Genomic DNA, 21,752 nt, shown 5'->3' on the forward strand with positions numbered 1-21,752 from the left:
CAGTCATGTCGGAATAAGACCGACCGTCCACTGCGTCCTCGCTGTGTAATTGCCTGCAAGCATCACGGCAGAACCGCGACCTCACAGGTCTTTTTCAAAGGAACCTCATCCACCGAAATGGACGGGGTATCAACTTTTTGGCGTTGATTTTTGGCACGCTGTTGAGTTCTCAAGGAACGGACGCTTCCTTTGTTCCTGTTTCCAGGCCCTCCGGGCGCTTCCTTCGTTTCCAACTCTACCAGATCATTTCCGTTGTCGTTTCCGACTCTGGATTTGAATTCGGTGACCGTTGGGGGTCTTTGCCTTTCGGCGCTCCACCACATTAGCGCTTATCCCGTGCGGCTCATAATCGGCCGTTCGGAATCGAATTCGGACATGCCGAATAAGACCCCGCCAGGGGTAAGTCGTAGGTGGTTGGTTGGCCGCTCTGGGGGTCTGCTGATAGCAGTGCCCCGTTCAAGCGGCTCGGGCTACGTTAGGCGTCCGCCGGCGCCGAGTCAAGTTGGGCGGCGGCGTGGCGCGTGGGGCCGGTACGGGCTCACCGTCGGGTCGTGGGTGATCCAGTAGCGGTATGGGTGGGCCGCGCCGGCGCCGCCCACCCCGGTGCGCGGGCCGCTGCTCCGCTGGTCCGGCGACACGGGAGCGCCGGTCAGCAGGGACAAGGGGGACCCCGGGTCGGCGCAGAGGTCCGTGCCGTCCAGGGAGCGGTCCACGGCCAGGGCGGTGGCCAGGCGGGCCGGGCCTTTGGCTAGTTCCCGGTCGTTTCTGGCTGAAATCCGGCGTTTGCGGGCTTGGTCGGCGCCCACGGTGATCTCTCCGGCCCGGAGCAGGACTCCGCTCGCGTGGCCCGGCGGGCCGCAGACCAGGTTGAGGCTGAACCACATGCCGTAGATGAAGTAGACGTACGCGTGTCCGGGTGGACCGAACATCGACTCGTTGCGCGCCGTCCGGCCGCGGTAGGCGTGGGAGCCCGGGTCGGCTTCCCCCTCGTACGCCTCCACCTCCGTGATGCGCAGTTCCATGGGGCCGTCCGGGGTGCGGCGGACCAGGGTGCGGCCGAGGAGGTCCGGGGCCACGGTGAGGACCGGGCGGTCGAAGAAGGACCGGGGCAGGGGCGTACGGTCGGGGCGCGCGCTCATCCAGTCGAGCGTAGTGGACTGCGTACTCCTGCAACCGGGGCCTAAGGTTCCGCGTTTGTAGAGGTAGGTAGAGGTGGTACCGCGCGCCGTGGCGCGCGTCTTGCCGCGCAGGATTCTTTCGAGCACGTCGTAGTCGTAGTCGTATAGGGGAGTCAGAGCATGGGGTTCAGGAAGCTGTTCGCGAGCCTGGGTGCCGGTGGTGCTTCGGTCGACACCGTCATCACCGAGCCGAACGTCGTCCCGGGCGGGATCGTCCAGGGCGAGGTGCGGATCCAGGGCGGGTCCGTGGAGCAGCAGATCGAGGGGCTGTCCGTCGGGCTCCAGGCGCGGGTGGAGGTGGAGGGCAACGACCAGGAGTACAAGCAGGACGTGGTCTTCACCAAGCAGCGCCTCGGTGGTGCCTTCCAGGTGCAGGCGGGCGCCCTGCACGTGGTGCCGTTCGGTCTGGAGATCCCCTGGGAGACGCCGATCACCCACTTCGGGGGGCGTCAGCTGCACGGGATGAACATCGGGGTCAGCACGGAGCTGGAGATCGCGCGCGCGGTGGACGCCGGCGACCTCGACGCGATCAACGTGCACCCGGTGCCGGCGCAGCAGGCGATCCTCGACGCCTTCGCGCAGCTGGGCTTCACCTTCCGCAGCGCGGACATGGAGCGCGGGCACATCCGGGGGACGCGGCAGACGCTGCCGTTCTACCAGGAGATCGAGTTCCTGCCGCCGTCGCAGTACCGGGGGCTGAACCAGGTCGAGCTGACCTTCGTCTCCGACGGGCGCGAGATGGACGTCGTCCTGGAGATGGACAAGAAGCCGGGTCTGTTCAGCGAGGGCAGCGACACCTTCCGCTGCTTCCAGGTGGGGCTGCAGTCCTACCAGGGCACCGACTGGGCGGCCTACCTGAACCAGTGGATCTCCTCGGTGGGTTCGCAGCGCAACTGGCTCTGAGGGGCGAGCCAGCCCCTAGGCTCGGTGCCGGTACAGGTACCGGTCAGCGTCGACTCGATCCAGTAGGAGGTTCCGCAGTGGCCGAGCAGAACAGGGCGCCGCTCCCCCACGATTTCCATCCGGCGGTGCACGCGTTCACCGTGACCAGTGCGGACCTGGAGCCCGGGGCCGATCTGGGGTCCGACCAGGTGCTGTCCGGTGGGAACGTGTCTCCGCACCTGCGGTGGGAGGGGTTCCCCGAGGGGACGAAGAGCTTCGCCGTGACCTGCTTCGACCCGGATGCCCCGACGGGCAGCGGGTTCTGGCACTGGGTGCTCTTCGATCTGCCGGTCTCGGTCACCGAGCTGCCGGCCGGGGCGGGCAGCGGGAAGTTCGAGGGGCTGCCCGCCGGGGCCGTGCACGTGCGCAACGACTACGGCACCCAGGACTTCGGCGGGGCGGCTCCCCCGGCCGGGGAGCGGCACCGTTACGTGTTCACCGTGTACGCGGTGGACCAGGAGAAGCTCGGTCCCGGTGCGGACGTCTCGCCGGCCGTCGTCGGGTTCAATCTGCGGTTCCACACCTTGGGGCGCGCGCAGCTCGTCGGTGAGTACGAGGCTCCCGCGAGCTGAGCATTCCTGACTCCGTTCTCCGGGTGTTTGCCCGGTCCTGGTCTAAAGACGGCCGGGACCGGGCATTTTTATTGCGTTGTCCCGCGTGGCGCGCGCGACCAGAGTGGTTGCGGGCCTTGCCGCCAGGGTGGTCGCGGGCCTGCACACGGGAGGTGGGCGAGATGCGGGACACGCTGGTGCTGAACGCGAGCTTCGAGCCGCTGTCGACGGTGACGATGAACCGGGCTGTGGTGCTGGTGCTCCAGGACAAGGCCGTGGTCGAACAGGCGCATCCCGAGTTCCGTGTGCGCGCGGCCACGATGGAGCTGCCGCTGCCACGGGTGATCAGACTCTGCAGGTACGTCCGGGTGCCCTTCCGGAGACATGCTCCCTGGTCACGGAGGGGGGTGCTGATCCGGGACCAACACCGGTGCGCCTACTGCGGGAAGCGTGCGACGACCGTGGACCACGTGCTTCCGCGGGCGCAGGGCGGTGGGGACACCTGGCTGAACACGGTGGCCTCCTGCTCCGAGGACAACCACCGCAAGGCGGCCCGGACTCCGGAGGAGGCGGGGATGCCGCTCCTCCGGAAGCCCTTCGTACCCTCGCCGGCCGACGCGATGCTGCTCGCGCTGGGGGTGGGCGGGCGGGACGCGCTGCCGGAGTGGCTCGAGCGTTCCGCGTAGGGCGGTCGGTGATCGCGTAGGGCGGGATCGTCCCGCCGGATAGACGGCTGCGCTGGGCGGCGTACGTTTTCTACGTCGCTCAGCGGAGCAGCAGCTGGACGATCGCGATGATCCCTACGGTCACGATGACCGCGCGCAGCACGGTCGGCGGCAGGCGGCGGCCCACCTTGGCGCCGAGCTGGCCGCCGATGGTGGAACCGACGGCGATGAGCAGGACGGCCGTCCAGTCGAACTCGGCGACGAAGAGGAAGAAGACGGCCGCGATGCCGTTCACCATCGCCGCGACGACGTTCTTCACCGCGTTGATCCGCTGGAGGTCCTCGCGGAGCAGCAGGCCCATCAGGCCGAGGTAGAGCACGCCCTGGGCGGCGCCGAAGTAGCCCCCGTACGCGCTGGAGAGCAGCATGCCCGACAGCAGCAGCGGGCCGCCGTCGGGATGGCTCGTGTCGCCTCCGGCCGCCTCCTGGCGCCTGCGCAGGGCGGCGGCGAGCCGGGGCTGGAAGACGACGAGCACGAGGGCCAGGCCGATCAGGACGGGCACGATCGTGTCGAAGGAGTCCGAGGGCAGGGTGAGGAGCAGGATCGCGCCGGCGAGTCCGCCGACGAGGGAGACGGCGCCGAGCCGGATGATGCGGGCGCGCTGGCCCTGGAGCTCCTTGCGGTAGCCGATGGCTCCGCTGATGGAACCCGGTACGAGACCCAGGGTGTTGGACACGTTGGCCGTGACGGGCGGCAGGCCGGTGGCCAGGAGCACCGGGAAGGTGATCAGGGTGCCGGAACCGACGATGGTGTTGATGGTGCCGGCGCCGATGCCGGCCGCGAAGACCGCGAGTGATTCCCAGATGGACATGGGAGGGGTCGTCCCCTTTGCATGAGTGAGTCGCCTCCCCGCCGTGAAGGTCGGGGGGCCTCACTGATCATGCCGGAGGGGACGCCCCGTTCAGTCGATGGGGGGCTGCTCGCGGCGTTCCGCGGCGTCCTTGTCGCGGGCGGCGGGGATCCCGCCGCTGCCGCCGCCGTCCTTCGCACCGTCCCTGCCCGCGGGCTGCGGGTTGAAGCCGGAGGCCGCGCCCATCGGGCCGAAGTTGCCCATCGCTCCGGAGAGGCCCTTGAGGGCGTCGCCGATCTCGCTCGGGACGATCCAGAGCTTGTTGGCATCGCCCTCGGCGAGCTTCGGGAGCATCTGGAGGTACTGGTAGGCGAGCAGCTTCTGGTCGGCGTCGCCGGCGTGGATGGACTCGAAGACCGTACGGATGGCCTGGGCCTCGCCCTCGGCGCGCAGGGCCGCGGCCTTGGCGTCACCCTCGGCGCGCAGGATGGAGGACTGCTTCTCGCCCTCGGCGCGCAGGATCTCGGACTGCCGGACACCTTCGGCCTGCAGGATCGCGGCGCGCTTGTCGCGGTCGGCGCGCATCTGCTTCTCCATCGAGTCCTGGATGGAGGTCGGCGGCTCGATGGCCTTCAGCTCGACGCGGTTGACGCGGATGCCCCACTTGCCGGTGGCCTCGTCGAGGACTCCGCGCAGGGCCGCGTTGATCTCCTCGCGGGAGGTCAGGGTCCGCTCCAGGTCCATGCCGCCGATGATGTTGCGCAGCGTGGTGACGGTGAGCTGCTCGATGGCCTGGATGTAGCTGGCCACTTCGTACGTCGCGGCGCGGGCGTCGGTCACCTGGTAGTAGATGACGGTGTCGATGTTGACGACCAGGTTGTCCTGGGTGATGACGGGCTGCGGCGGGAAGGGGACGACCTGCTCGCGGAGGTCGATCCGGTTGCGGATCGAGTCGATGAACGGGACGACGATGTTGAGGCCCGCGTTGAGGGTGCGGGTGTAGCGCCCGAACCGTTCGACGATGGCGGCGCTGGCCTGCGGGATCACCTGGATCGTCTTGACCAGTGCGATGAAGACCAGAACCACCAGAATGATCAGAACGATGATGATCGGTTGCATGCGGTTCCCCGTGCCCTTCCGGCTGTCTGTGCTGCCCCGTTCAGCGGAGTCTCGCAGACCCCGGGGCCGCGGGTCGGCTGCTTGCCCACATGTGGCCTGCACACAAGGGAGTTGCTCACGTGCTGGTCCGTCACATGACCCGTCCCATGATCCCTCACATGACGACGGCGGTCGCCCCGTCGATCTCCACGACGTCGACGGACTGGCCCGGTTCGAAGGTGATGTCGGCGTCCAGGGAGCGCGCCGACCAGATCTCGCCGGCGAGCTTGATCCTGCCCCCGCCGCCCGCGTCCACGCGTTCCAGGACGAGGGCGCTGCGGCCCTTCAACGCGTCGATTCCGCTGCGGTGTTGGGGTTTTTGGCTGCGATGTCGGGCGGCGATCGGGCGGACGACCGCGAGGAGTGCGACCGACACGGCCACGAAGACCAGGATCTGGACGACCAGTCCCCCTCCGAGGGCCGCCGTGACGGCGGCCGCCACCGCTCCCGCCGCGAACATGCCGAATTCGGGCATCGCGGTCAGGACGAGGGGTATGCCCAGTCCGACCGCGCCGATGAGCCACCACACCCACGCGTCGATGTCCACATGGTCATGGTAGGTCGGGTGGGCGCGGTCCGGACAGGGTGCGGGAGGCCCGGCCGGCGTGCGGGACCCCGCTGACGACGGGGCCCCGTACGCCAACTACCGCAGGGGCAGGCCCTGGGCGGTCCAGCGGTCGCTGTCGTTGCGCTCGACGACGAGCGGCAGGCCGAAGCAGAGCGAGAGGTTGCGGGAGGTCAGTTCGAGGTCGACGGGTCCGGCCGCGACCACCTTGCCCTGACGGATCATCAGGACGTGGGTGAAGCCGGGGGCGATCTCCTCGACATGGTGCGTGACCATGATCATCGACGGGGCGAGCGGATCGCGGGCGAGCCGGCCGAGGCGCCGTACGAGGTCCTCGCGGCCGCCGAGGTCGAGCCCGGCGGCGGGCTCGTCGAGCAGCAGCAGCTCGGGGTCGGTCATCAGCGCGCGGGCGATCAGGGTGCGCTTGCGCTCGCCCTCGGAGAGGGTGCCGAACTTCCGGTCGAGGTAGGGCGTCATGCCGAGGCGGTCGAGGAAGGCGCGGGCGCGCTGCTCGTCGATCTCCTCGTACTCCTCCTGCCAGGTGGCCGTCATGCCGTACGCGGCGGTGAGGACGGTCTCCAGGACGGTCTGGCGCCTGGGCAGCTTGTCCGCCATCGCGATGCCGGCCATGCCGATGCGCGGGCGCAGCTCGAAGACGTCGACCTTGCCGAGGGTGCTGCCGAGGATGGTGGCGGAACCCTTGGTGGGGAAGAGGTAGCTGGAGGCGAGGTTCAGCAGCGTGGTCTTGCCGGCGCCGTTGGGGCCGAGGATCACCCAGCGCTCCCCCTCCTTGACCGACCAGGAGACCTGGTCCACCAGAGCCCGGCCCTCGCGGACCACGGATACGTCCACCAGCTCCAGAACATCGCTCATGAGCGTGTTGTCTCCCCTTGCAGTCTCGGTACGTCTGTGCGCCGCCCCGTCCGTGGGCGCAGCCCCAGGGGAAAACCTACGCCACTCGGGGAGGGGTCCGGGCGCGGGCCCGGGTCCAGGGGGCCGTCCGTAAAGTGGGGGGATGCTTTTCGAACCGCGTTCAGGGCGGCTGGCCGCCTGGGGGAACGCTCTGCTGGCCGGTCTCGTCTCGCCCGACGAGGCCGTGTTGTCGATCGTGGGCGAGGACTCGGTGCACCGGGTGGAGGGGCTGCCCGGGGAATCCGGCCCGGTGGGTCTGACCCTGGCGCTGGGCCGGCTGCGGGTGCTGGGGGTGACCGGGCTGCGGATCGCGCTCCCGGCGCCCGGGCATCCGCTGGGGCTGAGCGGGCCGCCGGAGTTCAACGCGAGGGCGCTGGACGCGGAGGAGGCGGTCGTCGCGGTGGGGGCGGCGCTCGGGCTGGTGCCGGAGGTGCGCGAGGTCGGGCCCGCGGGTGATGTGCACGTGTCGGTGACCTGGCACTGCCTGCCGGTACGGGAGGCCCCGCCGGCGGACGTGCCGTCGCTCGGTGAGGCGGAACGGGAGCTGGCGGAGGCGCTGCGCGAGGCCACGGTGGTGCTGACCCGGCTGGACGTGGCGGGATCCGGGCCGGTCGCGGATGCGGCGCTGTCCGCGTACCGGGCGCGGACGGAAGCCGGACGGGACGCGCTGGCGCCGGGGTATCCGGCGCGGGCGGTACGGGTCCTGTCGCTGGCCCAGCGGGTGGACCTGATGGTCTCGCTGGCGACCGAGCGGGGGCACGGCGCGGCGGTGGCCGCCTCGGAGATGGCGGCTCGGGCGGAGGCGCTGCGGCCGGTGGAGCGGGTCGCCCGGCGGGCGCTGGTCGCGGCGTACAACTCGGCCGTCGAGGAGCGGCTGCGCTAGGCCGCCTCTTTCGGATCTTGCCGCTGTGGAGGCAGGGGATCCGGTGCGGCACCGCCGCGTGAGCGTCCCCGGCTGCGCCGGCCTCCGGCCGTGGGCTCAGCCCTGGGCGGCACCGCTGCGCGGGAAGGCGTGCTTGGCTCACGTGCCGCGTCGGGGAATGGCTCGGCCCCGCTTCCCAGGGAGAGGGGGGAAGCGGGGCCGGGGCGCAGGGCCGCTGCGCGGGGGCCCGGCTGCCCCGCCGGACGGAGTCCGGCGCAGCGGTGCGAAGCCTGCGGAGCAGTGCGAGTACCGCGGTGAAGAAGGGTGCGGGCTAGTTGTTCACGCCCGTGTTGCCGAAGGCGCCGTTCAGCAGGCCGATCACGTTGACCGAGTTGCCCACGACGTTCGCGGGGATGTGCACGGGGGCCTGGACCTGGTTCCCCGCGGCCACGCCGGGCGAGTTCAGGGCCTCGCCCTGCGCCGACGCACCGCCGTGCGCCGACGAGACACCGGCGCCGGCGGCCAGGAGGCCGCCCGCGATCATGGTGACGGCGGTGGCCTTCTTGAAGTTCTTCACGTTCTCGTCCTCCAGTACGTCTGCCGCGGCCAGCCGCCGCGGCACGTCATGAAGAACGCTCATCAGACGAACGGGATGCGCCATGTGGGCTACGTACACCCGACCGTATGAATCACGGCGCGATGCCGTGTCTGACCGCCCACAGCGCCGCCTGCGTACGGTCCGCGAGGTCCAGCTTCATCAGGATGTTCGATACGTGCGTCTTGACCGTCTTCTCCGACAGGACCAGCGCGCGGGCGATCTCCCGGTTCGAGCGCCCGTCCGCTATGTGCTGCAGCACCTCGCGCTCGCGGTCCGTCAGGTTGCCGCCGCGGCCGGCTGACGGGCCGGAGCCCTCCTCGGCGAGCAGGGCTCCGGCGACCTCCGGCTGGAGGAGGACGTGGCCCGCGTACACCGAGCGGATGGCCGCGGCCAAGGCGTCGGGGTCGATGTCCTTGTACACGTAACCGGCCGCGCCCGCGCGCAGGGCCGGGACCACCGTGCGCTGCTCGGTGAAGCTGGTGACGATCAGCACGCGCGCCGGGTTCGCCAGCGTGCGCAGCCTGCGCAGGGCCTCGATGCCGTCGGTGCCCGGCATCTTGATGTCCATCAGGATGACGTCGGGGCGCAGTTCCTCGGCGCGGTCGATGCCCTCGTCGCCGTCGGCGGCCTCGCCGACGACCTCGATGTCGTCCTGGACCTCCAGGAAGGTGCGCAGGCCCCGACGGACCACCTGGTGGTCGTCGACCAGCAGTACTTTGATGCGGCTGCCGCCGCGACCGTCTCGGCCGTTGCGGCCCGGCGTCTCAGCCACCGGGTACCTCCAGTTCGATCGTGGTGCCGGTGCCGGGCTCGGACCGTACGGTGAGCCGGCCGCCGACTCCGGCGGCCCGGTCCCGCATGGAGACCAGGCCGAGGTGCCGGCCCGCCCGGCGGACGGTGGGAGGGGAGAAGCCGGAACCGTCGTCGGTCACCCGGAGCAGAGCCCCTCCGGTCTCGCGGCGGGTCAGGGTGACCTCGATCCGCTCGCCCGCCGAGTGGCGCAGGGCGTTGTGCAGGGCCTCCTGGGCCACGCGCAGGACCGCCTCCTCCTGGGCCGCGGGCAGGGCCCGCACGCCGTCGCAGGTGAAGGAGACGTGCGCGGTGTGGGCCCGGTCCAGGACCCGGACCTGGTTGCGGAGGGTCGCGATCAGGCCGTCCTCGTCCAGGGCGGCGGGGCGGAGCTCGGTGACGGCCTCGCGCAGTTCGTCGGCGGCCTCGGCCGCGAGGACGGCGACCTGCTGGAGCTCGTCCTTGGCGCGGGCCGGGTCGCGGTCCACCAGGGCGGCGGCGGCCTGCGCGGTGAGACGGAGGGAGAAGAGCTTCTGGCTGACCGCGTCGTGCAGCTCGTGGGCCAGGCGGGAGCGCTCCTCGGCGATGGTCAGCTCGCGGCTGCGCTCGTAGAGGCGGGCGTTGGTGAGGGCGATCGCCGCGTGCTGGGCAAGCAGGGAGAGGAGCTCCTCGTCCTCGTCGGTGAAGCCGCTTCCGCCGCCCGGGACGCTTCGCTTGTTCGCGAGGAAGAGCGCGCCGAGGGTCTCCTCGCCGTCCCGGATGGGCATGCCCAGGAAGTCGGACATGTCGGGGTGGGCGGAGGGCCAGCCCTCGAAGCGCGGGTCCTCGCGTACGTCGGCCAGCCGCTCGGGGCCGTCCTCGTGGAGCATCGCGGCGAGGATGCCGTGCTGGCGGGGCAGCGGGCCGATCGCGCGCCACTGTTCCTCGCTGATGCCGTCCACGACGAACTGGGCGAAGCCGCCGTGGTCGTCCGGGACGCCCAGCGCCGCGTACTCGGCGTCGAGCAGTTCGCGGGCCGAGGCGACGATCGTGCGCAGCACGTCGCGGACTTCCAGCCGGCGGCTCATGGCGAGCAGTGCGGTGCTCACGGCGGCCAGGCCGCCCCCGCGGGGGCCTCGGGGTCCGCAGTGCATGGCCTCGCGCGAGTTCATGGCCTCACCGTACTCGCGGCGCCGGCCGGGCGGATCGGGCCCTGGGCGTAGGCCTCGGCAGGGGCTTGGCGTAGGGCTCGGCCTAGGCCGAAGGGACCTGCAGGGGTACCGCCCGCGGCCGAGGCGGCGGGGGTGGCCGGGTTCCTACGTTGGGGGCATCTGCCGGGCGGTTCGGAAGGCGAGGGTGCGGTCATGTCTGTGGCGATGGTGACGGGGGCGTCGAGGGGACTGGGGCGGGCGGTGGCCGGGGAGCTGGCGGCCCGGGGCTGGGACCTGGTGCTGAGCGCACGGGGCGCGGGCCCCCTCGAGGAGGCCGGGGAGGCCCTGCGGGCCGCGGGGGCGCGGGTCTCGGTGGTGGCCGGGGACGTGTCCTCGGCGGCGCACCGGGCGGAGCTGGTGGCGGCGGCGCGGGCGCTGGGCGGGCTGGACCTGCTGGTGAACAACGCGGGCGTGCTGGGCGCGGAGCCGCTGGTGGCGCTGGCGGTGCACCCGCTCGAGGGGCTGCGCGAGGCGTTCGAGGTGAACGTGGTGGCCCCGCTGGGGCTGGTCCAGGAGTCGCTGCCGCTGCTGCGGGCGTCGGCCGCCGGGGCGGTGCTGAACATCAGCTCGGACGCGGCGGTGGTGCCGTACCGGACCTGGGGCGGCTACGGGGCGACCAAGGCGGCGGGGGACCTGATGTCGGCGGTCCTGGCGGTGGAGGAGCCGGGGCTGCGCGTGTGGTGGGCGGATCCGGGCTCGATGCGGACGCGGATGATGGCGGCGGCCGAGCCCGGGGAGGACCTGGCGGGGCTGCCGACTCCGCGGGAGGTGGCTCCGGTGCTGCTGACCCTGCTGACGGCGCCCGCGCCCAGCGGGCGGTACACGGCCGAGGAGCTCGCCGGGGCGCGGGAGCGGCACGAAGACGTGGAGGGCCACGCCGGGGCGGAAGGCCACGCCGGGGCGGAAGGCCATTCCGGGGCGGAAGACGCCCTCGGGGCGGACGGCGCCTCCGCGGTGGATGGGGTGCAGCGGTGAGCGCGGAGCAGGGGCTACGGGAAAAGGGACTGTATATAAGGGACATTCCGCCGGGTCTTGCGGCCCGGGTTCCCGCCGAGCAGCGGGGGCCGGGCCGGGGGCGGGACTCGGTGCGGCTGCTGGTCTCGCAGGGCGCCTCCGAGGTGTCCCTGCGCGCCTTCCGGGAACTGCCGGGGCTGCTGCGCGCCGGGGACGTGCTGGTGGTGAACACCTCGGTGACGCTGGCGGCCGCCGTGGACGGGCGGCTCGGCGGCGAGGAGCTCGTCGTGCACTTCTCCACGCACGGGGACGACGGCCGCTGGGCGGTGGAGCTGCGCGGCCGGGACCGGTTCGCACGGGGGACGACCGGGCCCCGGGCCGGCGGGCCCGCCGAGGGTGTCGTGGAGCTGCCGGGCGGGTGGCGCCTCGTACTGGAGGAGCCGCTGGTTCCGGGGGCGGACAGGCTGTGGTGGGCGCGGCCGGCGCCGCCCGGGGGGCGTCCGGAGGAGGTGCCGGCGCTGCTGGGCTCGTACGGGCGGCCGATCCGGTACGCCTATACGGAGCGGGACCAGCCGCTGTCGGCGTACCAGACGGTCTTCGCGGTGCCCCGGGCCGACGGGGCGGGTTCGGCGGAGATGCCGAGCGCGGGCCGGCCCTTCACGGCGGAGCTGGTGGCGGAGCTGGTGCGCCGGGGGGTGCTGTTCGCCCCGCTGACCCTGCACACGGGGGTGGCCTCCCAGGAGGCGCACGAGCCGCCCTACCCGGAGCGGTACGAGGTGCCCGCGGTCACGGCCCGGCTGGTGAACGCGGCGAAGGCGGCGGGCGGGCGGGTGATCGGGGTGGGGACCACGGCGGTGCGGGCGCTGGAGTCGGCCGTCGGCGGGGACGGGGCGGTGCGGGCCGCCGGGGGCTGGACCGGCCTGGTCGTGACGCCGGAGCGCGGGGTGCGGGTGGTGGACGGGCTGCTGACCGGGCTGCACGAGCCCGAGGCCTCGCACCTGCTGATGCTGGAGGCGGTGGCCGGACGGGAGGCCGTACTGCGCGGGTACGCCTCAGCCGTAGCGAACCTGTGCCTTTGGCATGAGTTCGGGGACGTTCATCTGCTACTCAAGGATGACAACGGTCACTGAGTGGATTGCTGACGCAACGGTTGGTGAGATTGATACGTGCCCGATGTGAGCCCGCACATAGGACGCACATCACTTACGAAGCTCCCTAGTGGACACGTAAGGACACTGTTAGCGCTGGTCTCGCATGTACCGGGCCCCGAATTCGGAGCCCGGTCGGGGGCCCTGATCCACTAAGCGGGATCGTACGTCACACCTTTGCCACAGGATTTTGCCACCGCTAAGAATTGCTCTCGCCGCACAGCGCCGCGGATCTCGGATCCGGCAGGCGCTTTCCTGCGGCCCCCGCTATTCGAAGAGGTTGCTACTCATGACCGAGACCACCACTCCCGGCCACAGTCGTCGTCTGACGAAGGCCCACAAGCTTTCCGTCGCCGGTGTAGCCACCCTGGGCGCCGCGGCCCTGGCCTTCTCCCTCGTGCCGGCCAACGCCGCCGAGACGCAGACGGTCGTCGCCGCTGCCCCGGTCGCCTGGTCCAAGGTGGTCGACGGCGCGCAGACGCAGGCCGTGCAGCAGCACCTCACCGTTCAGCAGGTCGTCGCGGACCAGCAGGCCAAGGTCGCGAAGGACGCCAAGGCCGCCCAGGCCGCCAAGGACGCGGCCGCGAAGGCCAAGGCCGAGGCGGACGCGAAGAAGGACCGCGAGCAGAAGGCGGCCGCCAGCCGTTCCGCGACCCGCACGCCGGTCTTCGCGAACAACCTGGACGGCTGGATCAAGGAAGCCCTCTTCATCATGAAGCGGGAGGGCATTCCGGGCACCTACGCCGGGATCCACAAGAACATCATGCGCGAGTCCAGCGGTAACCCGATGGCGATCAACAACTGGGACATCAACGCCCAGAACGGCATCCCCAGCAAGGGTCTGCTCCAGGTCATCGCCCCGACCTTCAAGGCGTACCACGTCAAGGGCACCAAGTTCGACCTGTACGACCCGGTCGCCAACATCGTCGCGGCCTGCAACTACGCGGCCGACCGCTACGGCTCCATGGACAACGTCAACAGCGCCTACTAGGCCGCTGGCGTCCTCCCAGCCCCCCATGCGCCTCAGGGCGGCCCCGGTGTTCCGGAGCCGCCCTGAGGCGTTCGTGCGTGTTCGATCGCGCGCCAGCCCGTCGGCTTACTTGCCCGCGCGCATGACCTCGGGCTCGTGGCGGCGCAGCAGACGCTGGACGGCGAAGCCGCACGCGACGCCGAGGAGCAGCAGGATCGTGATGTTCAGGCCCCACTGGCCGGCCGTGGCGTCCCAGAGCGGGTCGGTGTTGGTCGGGTTCTCCGCGTCCCACGGCGGCATGAGCACGCCGAGGTTCAGCGTGGTGCCGGCGGCGGCGATCGCCCAGCGCGACGGCATCAGCCAGGCGAACTGCTCCAGGCCCGGAGAGTCGTAGACCTGGAAGAGGATGCCGGTGAACACGACCTGGACGATCGCGAACATGACGAGCAGCGGCATGGTCTTCTCGGCGGTCTTCACCAGCGAGGAGATCACCAGGCCGAACATCATGGACGTGAAGCCGAGCGCGATGACCGAGAGGCAGATCTCCACGGCCGGCGGCATCAGCAGACCCTCGGCGGGCAGGTCGCGCGGGTAGAAGCCGATCGCGCAGATGATCACGCCCTGGATGGCCGTGATGAACCCGAGGACGATCACCTTCGAGGCGAGGTACGCCGACCGGGACAGACCGGTCGCGCGCTCGCGCTCGTAGATCACACGTTCCTTGATCAGCTCGCGGACCGAGTTCGCGGCGCCCGAGAAGCACATGCCGACCGCGAGGATCAGCATGATCGTGCCGGCGTCGCCGTTGAAGCGGGACGGGGCCACGGGCGGCGCGAGTCCGAACTTCGCGGGGATGACGACGGAGACCACGCCGAGGACCGCCGGGAGGATCAGCATCAGCCCGATGAAGCCCTTGTCGGACGCGATGACCGACATGTAGCGGCGCATCAGCGTCCAGAGCTGGGAGCCCCAGCCCTGCGGCTTCGGCGGCCGGGTCTGCTGCACGGCGGGCTGCACCGACTGCGGGGCGACCGCGTCGATGTCGGCGGCGTAGAGCTGGTAGTGCTGCGAGCCCTTCCAGCGGCCGGCCCAGTCGTAGTCGCGGTAGCTCTCGAAGGCGGAGAACACATCGGCCCAGGTGGAATAGCCGAAGAAGTTCAGTGCCTCGTCCGGCGGGCCGAAGTACGCGACCGAACCGCCCGGGGCCATGACCAGCAGCTTGTCGCAGATGGCCAGCTCGGCGACCGAGTGCGTGACGACGAGGACCGTGCGGCCGTCGTCGGCGAGGCCGCGCAGCAGCTGCATGACGTCGCGGTCCATGCCCGGGTCGAGGCCCGAGGTGGGCTCGTCCAGGAAGATCAGCGAGGGCTTGGTGAGCAGCTCCAGCGCCACGGACACGCGCTTGCGCTGACCACCCGAGAGCGCGGTGATCTTCTTGTCCTTGTGGATGTCGAGCTTGAGCTCGCGCAGCACCTCGTCGATGCGGGCCGCGCGCTCGGACTCGGTGGTGTCCGCCGGGAAGCGCAGCTTGGCCGCGTACTTCAGAGCGGTGCGGACCCGCAGCTCCTTGTGCAGGATGTCGTCCTGCGGGACCAGGCCGATGCGCTGGCGGAGCTCCGCGAACTGCTTGTACAGGTTGCGGTTGTCGTACAGGACGTCGCCCTGGTTGGCCGGACGGTAGCCGGTCAGTGCCTTGAGCAGCGTCGACTTGCCGGAGCCGGAGGGGCCGATGACGCCGATCAGCGACTTCTCCGGGACGCCGAAGGTGACGTCCTTGAGGATCTGCTTGCCGCCGTCGACCGTGACCGTGAGGTGGCGGGCCGAGAAGGAGACGTCACCGGTGTCGACGAACTCCTCGAGGCGGTCGCCGACGATCCGGAAGGTCGAGTGGCCGACGCCGACGATGTCGTTCGGGCCGAGCAGTGCGGTGCCCGACTTCGCCAGCGGCTGGCCGTTGACGTAGGTGCCGTTGTGGCTGCCGAGGTCGCGGATCTCGAAGCGGCCGCCCGGCATCGAGTGGAACTCGGCGTGGTGGCGGGAGACCTGGAGGTCGGAGACCACCAGCTCGTTCTCCAGCGCACGGCCGATGCGCATGACGTGGCCCAGCGCGAGCTGGTGGAACGTCGTCGGGCTGCGGTGGTCGCCGTAGCCCGGGGTACCGCCGCCACCCTGCTGCTGGGGCGGCTGGTGCGGCTGGGCCTGCTGCTGCGGGAACGGCTGGGCCTGGTGCGGCTGCTGGGCCTGCTGCTGCGGGAACGGCGGAGCCTGCTGCGCCTGCTGTTCCCAGGCCCGCGGCTGCGCCTGCGGCGCCTGCGGCTGCTGCGCGTACGCCTGGGCGGCCGCCGGCTGCGGCGCCGGGGCGGCCGCGCCCGCGACGGGGTTCAGCCTCGGCCCGTCGGTGGCGTTGCCCAGGTGCACCGGCGTGCCGGGTACGAGTTCGGCCTGCTGGACCCGCGCCCCGCGCACGTACGTGCCGTTGGTGCTGCCGTGGTCCTCGATTCCCCAACCTCGCCCGTTCCAGGCGATGGTGGCGTGCCGCCACGACACCCGGGCGTCATCGATCACCACATCTCCCTGGGGATCGCGCCCCAGCGAGTACGACCTGGACGGATCGAGCGTCCAGGTCCTTCCATTCAATTCCAGTACGAGTTCCGGCACTCCAGCCCCACTTAAGTCCCCCGAGAATCCCCCATGACGTCAGGGAGTCTAGGGATGGCGAACATCCGGGGGAACTATTTCAGGCGCACGGCCACAAGGGGAATCCGGCCCCGCCGGGGGTCTCCGAAAGGACGGACGGAGGGGGCCGAAAGACACCCGGAGAGTGCGATAAGGGACTTCTCACCCGCGTGCGGGCCGGGCCGCGCCCCCGGATCAGGACAGGTCCGCCCGGCAGGACGTCCCTGACAGCCGCAACGGCCGGTTTCGGCGTACGCTCGCCGGTCCCGACAGAATGGTTATCGGACAATGGACGTCCGCTCCCCCACGCCCCCGCTCCACCCCCCAGGACTGCAATGACGCGTACAGACCACGCCGCGCGGACCGAGACCGAGCGACCCCCGCCGCTCGGCCCCCGGAGCTCCGCCCTCAGGGCCCGCCGGGCGCTGCGGCAGGGCCCGGGTGCCGCGCTGGTCTGGCTGCTGCCCGCGCTGGCCACCCTCGGCGCCGGCCTGTACCGGATCAGCACCCCGGTGCTGTGGCACGACGAGCTGGCCACCCTCACGGTGGTCCGCCGTCCCGTGGGCGCGCTGCTGGCCATGCTGCAGAACGTGGACGCCGTGCACGGCGCCTACTACCTGCTGCTGCACTACTGGATCGGTCTCTTCGGCGACTCCCCCGCGATGCTCCGGCTCCCCACCGTGCTGGCGATGGCCGCCGCGGCGGCCTGCGCGGCGCTCGCCGGCAAGCGGATGTTCGGTGCGCGCGCCGGACTGACCGGCGGCCTCCTCTTCGCGCTGATCCCGTCCGTCACCCGGTACGCGCAGGAGGCCCGGTCGTACGCCTTCGTGGTGCTGGTCGCGGCAGCGGCGCTGCTCCTGCTGCTGCGCGCCCTGGAGCGGCCCGGCCCGCTGCGCTGGCTCTGCTACGGGGCCTCGGTGGCGGCCGCCGGCTACTTCCACCTGGTGTCGCTGGTCTTCCTCGGCGCCCACGCGGTCGGCGTCGCCCTGCACTGGTGGAAGGAGCGGAGCCAGTGGCGGATCCCCGTCGGCTTCGTCCTGGCCGCCGGACTGGGCGTGGCCTGCACCTACCCCCTGATCGCCCTGGGCGAGGGGCAGGCCGGCCGGCAGATCGGGTGGATAGCCAAGCCGCGGCTGAGCGACCTGGCGGGGGTCTGGCCGCAGATCTTCTCCAGCACCGCGATGGCGGCCGTGCTGTTCCTGGCCGCCGCGCTCGCCTGGGGCAGCGACCGCAGGCGGTCGGTGCTCTTCGGCACGGTCTCGGCGCTGCTGCCGGTCCTCGCGCTGTGGGCGATCTCGCAGCGGGCCGGCGTCTCCTACTTCATGCCGAAGTACCTGTTCTTCGTACTGCCCGCGTGGGCGGTGCTGGCCGGCGCCGGCCTCGCGCTGGTCCGGGTGCGCGGGATGGTGGCGGCGCTGCTGGCGGTGGTGGTGATGGTCACCCCGGACCACGTGGCCGTGCACGGGCCGCTCTCGCACGGCGCGTACACCTACCCCGAGCCGGTGACCTGGTTCACGCCGCTGGACTACCGGGCGGCGGCGGAGATCGTCGCCGCGGGCTACGAGCCGGGCGACGCGGCGGCGTACGGGCAGCAGCAGTTCTCCCCGTGGTGGGGCGTGGACACCGGTGTCGCGTACTACCTGCCGTCGCACATCCACCTGCGGGACGTGCTCACGGGCCAGAGCGGCCAACAGCTCAACGACCTGTGGCCGACCCTGTCCACCGACCCCGCCGCGACGCTGGACGCCGTCGCGCCCCCACGGATCTGGCTGGTCTCCAAGGACGACGGCGGAGACCCCTTCTCGACCCTGCCGCCCCCCTACGCCAAGGTCCTCCAGGACCGGTACGTGCAGAAGAGCTACCGGCAGGTCCCGGGCATTTCCGTCGCCCTGCTCGTGCACCGGTGACATCCGGTCCCGGAGGGTGGGACGGGGGTCCTGAGCCGGGGGCGGGGAAGATACGGTGAGGGCACCATGAGCGCTTCGCAGACCTCCGACGTCCCCACCCTCCTCGTCAAGATCTTCGGCAAGGACCGTCCCGGGATCACCGCCGGGCTGTTCGACACCCTCGCCGCCTACTCCGTCGACGTCGTCGACATCGAGCAGGTCGTCACCCGGGGCCGCATCGTCCTGTGCGCCCTCGTCACCCACCCGACGGCCGGCACGGAGGGCGAGCTGCGGGCCACCGTCCACAGCTGGGCCGAGTCCCTCAAACTGCAGGCCGAGATCCTCTCCGGCACCGGTGACAACCGGCCGCGCGGAAGTGGCCGTTCGCACGTCACCGTGCTCGGGCATCCGCTCACCGCCGAGTCCACGGCCGCCATCGCCGCGCGGATCACCTCGACCGGCGGCAACATCGACCGCATCTTCCGGCTCGCGAAGTATCCGGTGACGGCCGTGGAGTTCGCCGTCTCCGGCACCCCGACCGAGCCGCTGCGCACGGCGCTGGCCACCGCCGCCGCGCAGATCGGCGTCGACGTGGCCGTGGTCTCGGCCGGGCTGCACCGGCGGGCCCAGCGCCTCGTCGTCATGGACGTGGACTCGACCCTGATCCAGGACGAGGTCATCGAGCTCTTCGCCGCGCACGCCGGCTGTGAGGCCGAGGTCGCCGAGGTGACCGAGCGGGCCATGCGCGGGGAGCTGGACTTCGAGCAGTCCCTGCACGCCCGGGTCGCGCTGCTGGCGGGGCTGGACGCCTCCGTGGTGGACAAGGTCCGCTCCGAGGTGCGCCTCACTCCGGGTGCCCGGACCCTGATCCGTACGCTCAAGCGCCTCGGGTACCAGGTGGGTGTCGTGTCCGGCGGGTTCACGCAGGTGACGGACGATCTGCGGGAGCGGCTCGGGCTGGACTTCGCCTCCGCCAACACCCTGGAGATCGTCGACGGAAAGCTGACGGGCAAGGTCACCGGAGAGATCGTGGACCGGGCCGGCAAGGCCCGGCTGCTGCGCCGCTTCGCCGCGGAGGCCGGCGTACCGCTGGCCCAGACGGTGGCCATCGGCGACGGTGCCAACGACCTGGACATGCTGAACGCCGCCGGGCTGGGCGTGGCCTTCTGTGCCAAGCCGGTGGTCCGTCAGGCCGCGCACACCGCGGTGAACGTGCCCTTCCTGGACGCGGTGCTCTACCTGCTCGGGATCACCCGCGAAGAGGTTGAGGCCGCCGACCTGGCGTGACGACGACGTCCGGCTTCCTACGAGGCGGCGGGCCCCGGCACTTCCACAGTGCCGGGGCCCGCCGCGTCGGCGTGGCCGGTGTGGGTCGGTGCGGTCGGCGGGGTGAGCGTGTCAGCCGTGCGGGGTCCAGAAGTCCAGCAGGGTGCCCACTCCGTGTTCCACGGACTTCCACGAGCCGGTGAAGGAGACGACGGCGATCCCCGAGGTCGGGAAGCCGCTGCGGTTCATCCGGGCGAGCACATCGCCCTGCGCGCTCCCGGCGAGGGCGTCGGCCAGGGCGTGCATGCCGGGGTTGTGGCCGATGACGAGGAGGTTCTTGACCTCGTCGGAGGTCTCGTTGACCAGGGCGATGAGCTCGCCCAGCGAGGCCTCGTAGAGCCGTTCCTCGTACGTGGTCTTCGGCCGGTGCGGCAGCTCTTGGACGGCCAGCTTCCAGGTCTCCCTGGTCCGGGCCGCACTGGAGCAGAGGGCCAGGTCGAAGGTGATGCCGGTCTGGGCCAGCTTCTGGCCCGCGGCCGGGGCGTCGTGACGGCCGCGCTCCGCCAGGGGGCGGTCGTGGTCCGTGCCGTCCGACCATTCGGCCTTGGCGTGCCGGAGGAGGACGATCCTGCGGGGTGTGTCGGCGCTCATGGCTCCCAGCTTCGCATGAATCGAGCCACGGGGCGCAGGGTGTTGAGAGGGTCCCCCCGCAGGTGTGGCGGGTGTGGGGCGCACCCCGGCGCGCGGCCGCGCGGGCGGGCTCCCCATGGCTGGCGCCTCGTCAGCCGACGGCGCTCAGCAGCCGTTCGGTGACGTGGACGAGCACGGAGCCTTCGCCGGAGGCCGCGTGTGCCTGGCCGGATCCGGCGAGGAGTATGAGCAGGAGGCCGAAGCCGAGGGCGGGCAGTGCGAGCCCCCACCAGGGCAGCCGGGCCTCGGCCCCGGCGGCACGGGGAGGGGACGGGTGGCGGGGGGCCGGGCCCGTGGGGGCCAGGTGCGTGGGGGCCGACATGGCCGCCTCCGTGGGTGCGTCGGACGGGCTCGCTCTTGCTCTTCGAATCTAAGGATTCGAGCAGGCGGTTCCCATCCGGGACGCACCCCAGATGTCCCTGAGCCTGACCCCCTAGGGGTTGGGGGGTTAACCCCACCCCCACGGCGCTCCTACGGGGAGGCGAGGGTCGCGATGACGGCGATGACCACGGTCACCAGGAGCATCGCGCCCAGCACGAGGCCGAGCTTGCGGTGGCCGTTCTGGGGGTTCGGTTCAAGTACGGGCGACATGCCGATCAGTCTCGCATGCCGCATTCGTCCTCGATCGTGCGGTCCCGGCCCGCGAGGATCCCGAGCACGATCTGCGGGACGAGCAGACCGGCCATCAGGGCGAGGGGCAGGTCCCAGCCGCCGCTGTGCTGGTAGAGGACGCCGACGACGAGCGGTCCGGGGATGGAGATGAGGTACCCGGTGCTCTGGGCGAAGGCGGAGAGCTTGACCACGCCGGCCGGGGACTTGGCGCGCAGCCCGATCATCGTGATGACCAGCGGGAAGGCGCAGTTGGAGACGCCGAGCATCAGGACCCAGGCCCAAGCCCCGGCGGCGGGGGCGAAGTAGAGCCCGAGGTAGCCGGCGAGGCCGAAGAGGCCGAGGACGACCGCGATGGGCCCCTGGTTCTTCATCCGGCCCGCCAGGCCGGGGATGATGAAGGCCAGCGGGACGCCCATGACCATGGTGACGGCGAGCAGGATGCCCGCGGTGGAGGCGGAGACCCCGGCGTCGCGGAAGATCTGCGGGAGCCAGCCCATGGTGATGTACGCGCCCGTGGCCTGGAGTCCGAAGTAGCAGGCGAGGGCCCACGCGGTGCGGCTGCGCACGACGCCGGGTCCGGCGTCGGGGCGGGCGGCCGGTACGCCGGCGGCCGCGGCCTTCTCCTTGCGGGCCGCCGCGGCGATGGCCAGCCAGGGCACGACGGCGGCCAGGGCGAGGAAGGCCCAGATCAGCAGGCCGGTGCGCCAGCTGCCGCCGAGGGCCCGGGTCATCGGGACGGTCGCGGCGGCTGCGAGCGAGGTGCCGGCGGCCAGGGCCATGGAGTAGAGCCCCGTCATGGTGCCGACCCGGTCGGGGAACCAGCGCTTGACGATGACCGGCAGCAGCACGTTGGTCAGCGCTATGCCCGCCAGGGTCAGGGCGCTGGCCGCGAGGAATCCGGCGGCGTTGGTCGCGAAGGGCCGGATCAGCAGGCCCGCGGCGACGGCGGCCATGCCCGCGCAGACGACGGCGGCCGGGCCGAAGCGGCGGGAGAGCCGGGGCGCGGTGACGCCGAAGACGGCGAAGCAGAGGGCGGGGACGGAGGTGATGAGTCCGGCGACGGTCCCGCTCATGCCGAGGCCCTCGCGGGTCTCCTCGAACAGGGCGCCGAGGCTGGTGATGGCGGGCCGCAGGTTGAGGGCGGCCAGCACGATGCCGACGAGGAGCACGGGTCCGAGCCACGCCGGCTGCGGGGCGGCGGGGGCGGGAAGGGGCTGCGGGGATGCCGTGCGCGCGGCCGGGAGCCGGTTCAGGGTCTGGACTTCTTCGTCGGACATCCAACCATCATAG

General features: G+C 71.5%; 22 protein-coding genes. 9 read left to right on the forward strand and 13 right to left on the reverse strand.

The window, feature by feature from the left end:
- Positions 1 to 497: 497 nt before the first annotated feature.
- Positions 498 to 1,139 (reverse strand): DNA-3-methyladenine glycosylase, encoded by a 642-nt coding sequence (locus ACFYYB_RS06115; RefSeq protein WP_389433475.1) that lies wholly within the window; start codon positions 1,137 to 1,139, stop codon positions 498 to 500.
- A gap of 159 nt (positions 1,140 to 1,298) precedes the next feature.
- Here ACFYYB_RS06115 and ACFYYB_RS06120 point away from each other — a divergent pair, with 159 nt between their 5' ends.
- The 3 genes from ACFYYB_RS06120 (at position 1,299) to ACFYYB_RS06130 (ending at position 3,357) form a co-directional block, all read left to right on the forward strand.
- Positions 1,299 to 2,081, forward strand: coding sequence for a sporulation protein (locus ACFYYB_RS06120; protein WP_327307448.1), 783 nt, complete (start codon positions 1,299 to 1,301; stop codon positions 2,079 to 2,081).
- A 77-nt stretch (positions 2,082 to 2,158) separates the two neighbouring features.
- Positions 2,159 to 2,692: a YbhB/YbcL family Raf kinase inhibitor-like protein gene (locus ACFYYB_RS06125; RefSeq protein WP_389433476.1), complete on the forward strand. Its 534-nt coding sequence runs from the start codon at positions 2,159 to 2,161 to the stop codon at positions 2,690 to 2,692.
- Between the two features lie 161 nt (positions 2,693 to 2,853).
- Positions 2,854 to 3,357 carry an HNH endonuclease gene (locus tag ACFYYB_RS06130; protein ID WP_250742212.1) on the forward strand — a complete coding sequence of 168 codons (504 nt, stop codon included), beginning with the start codon at positions 2,854 to 2,856 and terminating at the stop codon, positions 3,355 to 3,357.
- Positions 3,358 to 3,436: 79 nt separating this feature from the next.
- On the opposite strand, the gene ACFYYB_RS06135 is transcribed toward ACFYYB_RS06130, so the two are convergent.
- The 4 genes from ACFYYB_RS06135 to ACFYYB_RS06150 form a co-directional block, all read right to left on the reverse strand.
- Entirely contained in the window at positions 3,437 to 4,207 is a 771-nt protein-coding gene (locus tag ACFYYB_RS06135) for a sulfite exporter TauE/SafE family protein (protein WP_389433477.1), read from the reverse strand.
- Between the two features lie 90 nt (positions 4,208 to 4,297).
- Positions 4,298 to 5,305, reverse strand: coding sequence for an SPFH domain-containing protein (locus ACFYYB_RS06140; RefSeq protein WP_389433478.1), 1,008 nt, complete (start codon positions 5,303 to 5,305; stop codon positions 4,298 to 4,300).
- Positions 5,306 to 5,459: 154 nt separating this feature from the next.
- The gene (locus ACFYYB_RS06145) at positions 5,460 to 5,891 is read right to left on the reverse strand and encodes an NfeD family protein (protein ID WP_389433479.1); all 432 of its coding nucleotides are present in this window, start codon (positions 5,889 to 5,891) and stop codon (positions 5,460 to 5,462) included.
- A gap of 96 nt (positions 5,892 to 5,987) precedes the next feature.
- Entirely contained in the window at positions 5,988 to 6,782 is a 795-nt protein-coding gene (locus ACFYYB_RS06150) for an ABC transporter ATP-binding protein (RefSeq protein WP_389433480.1), read from the reverse strand.
- Positions 6,783 to 6,924: 142 nt separating this feature from the next.
- Here ACFYYB_RS06150 and ACFYYB_RS06155 point away from each other — a divergent pair, with 142 nt between their 5' ends.
- Positions 6,925 to 7,704, forward strand: coding sequence for a hypothetical protein (locus tag ACFYYB_RS06155; protein ID WP_389433481.1), 780 nt, complete (start codon positions 6,925 to 6,927; stop codon positions 7,702 to 7,704).
- Positions 7,705 to 8,014: 310 nt separating this feature from the next.
- Here the strand turns inward: ACFYYB_RS06155 and ACFYYB_RS06160 are convergent, their stop codons facing one another.
- The 3 genes from ACFYYB_RS06160 to ACFYYB_RS06170 all read right to left on the reverse strand — a co-directional run bounded on the left by ACFYYB_RS06160 (position 8,015) and on the right by ACFYYB_RS06170 (position 10,203).
- The gene (locus ACFYYB_RS06160; RefSeq protein ID WP_389434921.1) at positions 8,015 to 8,260 is read right to left on the reverse strand and encodes a chaplin; all 246 of its coding nucleotides are present in this window, start codon (positions 8,258 to 8,260) and stop codon (positions 8,015 to 8,017) included.
- 112 nt (positions 8,261 to 8,372) lie between these two features.
- On the reverse strand, positions 8,373 to 9,053 hold the full coding sequence (locus tag ACFYYB_RS06165) for a response regulator (RefSeq protein ID WP_389433482.1): 681 nt from the start codon (positions 9,051 to 9,053) through the stop codon (positions 8,373 to 8,375).
- Positions 9,046 to 10,203: a GAF domain-containing sensor histidine kinase gene (locus tag ACFYYB_RS06170; protein WP_389434922.1), complete on the reverse strand. Its 1,158-nt coding sequence runs from the start codon at positions 10,201 to 10,203 to the stop codon at positions 9,046 to 9,048. The genes ACFYYB_RS06165 and ACFYYB_RS06170 overlap by 8 nt, the downstream gene beginning before the upstream one ends.
- A gap of 210 nt (positions 10,204 to 10,413) precedes the next feature.
- On the opposite strand from ACFYYB_RS06170, the gene ACFYYB_RS06175 reads away from it, so the two are divergent.
- The 3 genes from ACFYYB_RS06175 (at position 10,414) to ACFYYB_RS06185 (ending at position 13,353) form a co-directional block, all read left to right on the forward strand.
- Positions 10,414 to 11,235, forward strand: coding sequence for an SDR family NAD(P)-dependent oxidoreductase (locus ACFYYB_RS06175; RefSeq protein ID WP_389433483.1), 822 nt, complete (start codon positions 10,414 to 10,416; stop codon positions 11,233 to 11,235).
- The gene (locus ACFYYB_RS06180) at positions 11,232 to 12,344 is read left to right on the forward strand and encodes an S-adenosylmethionine:tRNA ribosyltransferase-isomerase (protein ID WP_389433484.1); all 1,113 of its coding nucleotides are present in this window, start codon (positions 11,232 to 11,234) and stop codon (positions 12,342 to 12,344) included. Before ACFYYB_RS06175 ends, ACFYYB_RS06180 begins: the two co-directional genes overlap by 4 nt.
- A 307-nt stretch (positions 12,345 to 12,651) precedes the next feature.
- Entirely contained in the window at positions 12,652 to 13,353 is a 702-nt protein-coding gene (locus ACFYYB_RS06185; protein WP_389433485.1) for a transglycosylase SLT domain-containing protein, read from the forward strand.
- A 105-nt stretch (positions 13,354 to 13,458) separates the two neighbouring features.
- Here the strand turns inward: ACFYYB_RS06185 and ACFYYB_RS06190 are convergent, their stop codons facing one another.
- A complete protein-coding gene (locus ACFYYB_RS06190; RefSeq protein ID WP_389433486.1) occupies positions 13,459 to 15,990 on the reverse strand; it encodes an FHA domain-containing protein in 2,532 nt (843 codons plus the stop codon).
- Between the two features lie 353 nt (positions 15,991 to 16,343).
- On the opposite strand from ACFYYB_RS06190, the gene ACFYYB_RS06195 reads away from it, so the two are divergent.
- The gene (locus ACFYYB_RS06195; RefSeq protein ID WP_389433487.1) at positions 16,344 to 17,915 is read left to right on the forward strand and encodes a glycosyltransferase family 39 protein; all 1,572 of its coding nucleotides are present in this window, start codon (positions 16,344 to 16,346) and stop codon (positions 17,913 to 17,915) included.
- Between the two features lie 66 nt (positions 17,916 to 17,981).
- Positions 17,982 to 19,181 carry a phosphoserine phosphatase SerB gene (serB, locus tag ACFYYB_RS06200; protein ID WP_389433488.1) on the forward strand — a complete coding sequence of 400 codons (1,200 nt, stop codon included), beginning with the start codon at positions 17,982 to 17,984 and terminating at the stop codon, positions 19,179 to 19,181.
- A 111-nt stretch (positions 19,182 to 19,292) separates the two neighbouring features.
- Here the strand turns inward: serB and ACFYYB_RS06205 are convergent, their stop codons facing one another.
- The 4 genes from ACFYYB_RS06205 to ACFYYB_RS06220 form a co-directional block, all read right to left on the reverse strand.
- Complete coding sequence (locus ACFYYB_RS06205; protein ID WP_389433489.1) at positions 19,293 to 19,811, reverse strand: SixA phosphatase family protein; 519 nt, start codon at positions 19,809 to 19,811, stop codon at positions 19,293 to 19,295.
- A gap of 130 nt (positions 19,812 to 19,941) precedes the next feature.
- On the reverse strand, positions 19,942 to 20,172 hold the full coding sequence (locus tag ACFYYB_RS06210) for a hypothetical protein (protein WP_389433490.1): 231 nt from the start codon (positions 20,170 to 20,172) through the stop codon (positions 19,942 to 19,944).
- 149 nt (positions 20,173 to 20,321) lie between these two features.
- Entirely contained in the window at positions 20,322 to 20,441 is a 120-nt protein-coding gene (locus tag ACFYYB_RS06215) for an SGM_5486 family transporter-associated protein (RefSeq protein WP_327307432.1), read from the reverse strand.
- 5 nt (positions 20,442 to 20,446) lie between these two features.
- The gene (locus ACFYYB_RS06220; RefSeq protein ID WP_389433491.1) at positions 20,447 to 21,739 is read right to left on the reverse strand and encodes a CynX/NimT family MFS transporter; all 1,293 of its coding nucleotides are present in this window, start codon (positions 21,737 to 21,739) and stop codon (positions 20,447 to 20,449) included.
- Positions 21,740 to 21,752: the final 13 nt, after the last annotated feature.

Origin of the sequence: Streptomyces sp. NPDC002886, assembly GCF_042888445.1 — a bacterium.
In the GTDB taxonomy this organism is placed as follows: domain Bacteria; phylum Actinomycetota; class Actinomycetes; order Streptomycetales; family Streptomycetaceae; genus Streptomyces.

Bases quoted from the DNA above. Each gene is read 5' to 3' on its own strand.
- ACFYYB_RS06130 (WP_250742212.1), top strand. From the start codon at position 2,854: ATGCGGGACACGCTGGTGCTGAACGCGAGCTTCGAGCCGCTGTCGACG.
- ACFYYB_RS06220 (WP_389433491.1), bottom strand. From the start codon at position 21,739: ATGTCCGACGAAGAAGTCCAGACCCTGAACCGGCTCCCGGCCGCGCGC.
- ACFYYB_RS06175 (WP_389433483.1), top strand. From the start codon at position 10,414: ATGTCTGTGGCGATGGTGACGGGGGCGTCGAGGGGACTGGGGCGGGCG.
- ACFYYB_RS06205 (WP_389433489.1), bottom strand. From the start codon at position 19,811: ATGAGCGCCGACACACCCCGCAGGATCGTCCTCCTCCGGCACGCCAAG.
- ACFYYB_RS06185 (WP_389433485.1), top strand. From the start codon at position 12,652: ATGACCGAGACCACCACTCCCGGCCACAGTCGTCGTCTGACGAAGGCC.
- ACFYYB_RS06140 (WP_389433478.1), bottom strand. From the start codon at position 5,305: ATGCAACCGATCATCATCGTTCTGATCATTCTGGTGGTTCTGGTCTTC.
- ACFYYB_RS06170 (WP_389434922.1), bottom strand. From the start codon at position 10,203: ATGCACTGCGGACCCCGAGGCCCCCGCGGGGGCGGCCTGGCCGCCGTG.
- ACFYYB_RS06215 (WP_327307432.1), bottom strand. From the start codon at position 20,441: ATGTCGCCCGTACTTGAACCGAACCCCCAGAACGGCCACCGCAAGCTC.
- serB (WP_389433488.1), top strand. From the start codon at position 17,982: ATGAGCGCTTCGCAGACCTCCGACGTCCCCACCCTCCTCGTCAAGATC.
- ACFYYB_RS06210 (WP_389433490.1), bottom strand. From the start codon at position 20,172: ATGTCGGCCCCCACGCACCTGGCCCCCACGGGCCCGGCCCCCCGCCAC.
- ACFYYB_RS06150 (WP_389433480.1), bottom strand. From the start codon at position 6,782: ATGAGCGATGTTCTGGAGCTGGTGGACGTATCCGTGGTCCGCGAGGGC.
- ACFYYB_RS06195 (WP_389433487.1), top strand. From the start codon at position 16,344: ATGACGCGTACAGACCACGCCGCGCGGACCGAGACCGAGCGACCCCCG.
- ACFYYB_RS06120 (WP_327307448.1), top strand. From the start codon at position 1,299: ATGGGGTTCAGGAAGCTGTTCGCGAGCCTGGGTGCCGGTGGTGCTTCG.
- ACFYYB_RS06155 (WP_389433481.1), top strand. From the start codon at position 6,925: ATGCTTTTCGAACCGCGTTCAGGGCGGCTGGCCGCCTGGGGGAACGCT.
- ACFYYB_RS06115 (WP_389433475.1), bottom strand. From the start codon at position 1,139: ATGAGCGCGCGCCCCGACCGTACGCCCCTGCCCCGGTCCTTCTTCGAC.
- ACFYYB_RS06135 (WP_389433477.1), bottom strand. From the start codon at position 4,207: ATGTCCATCTGGGAATCACTCGCGGTCTTCGCGGCCGGCATCGGCGCC.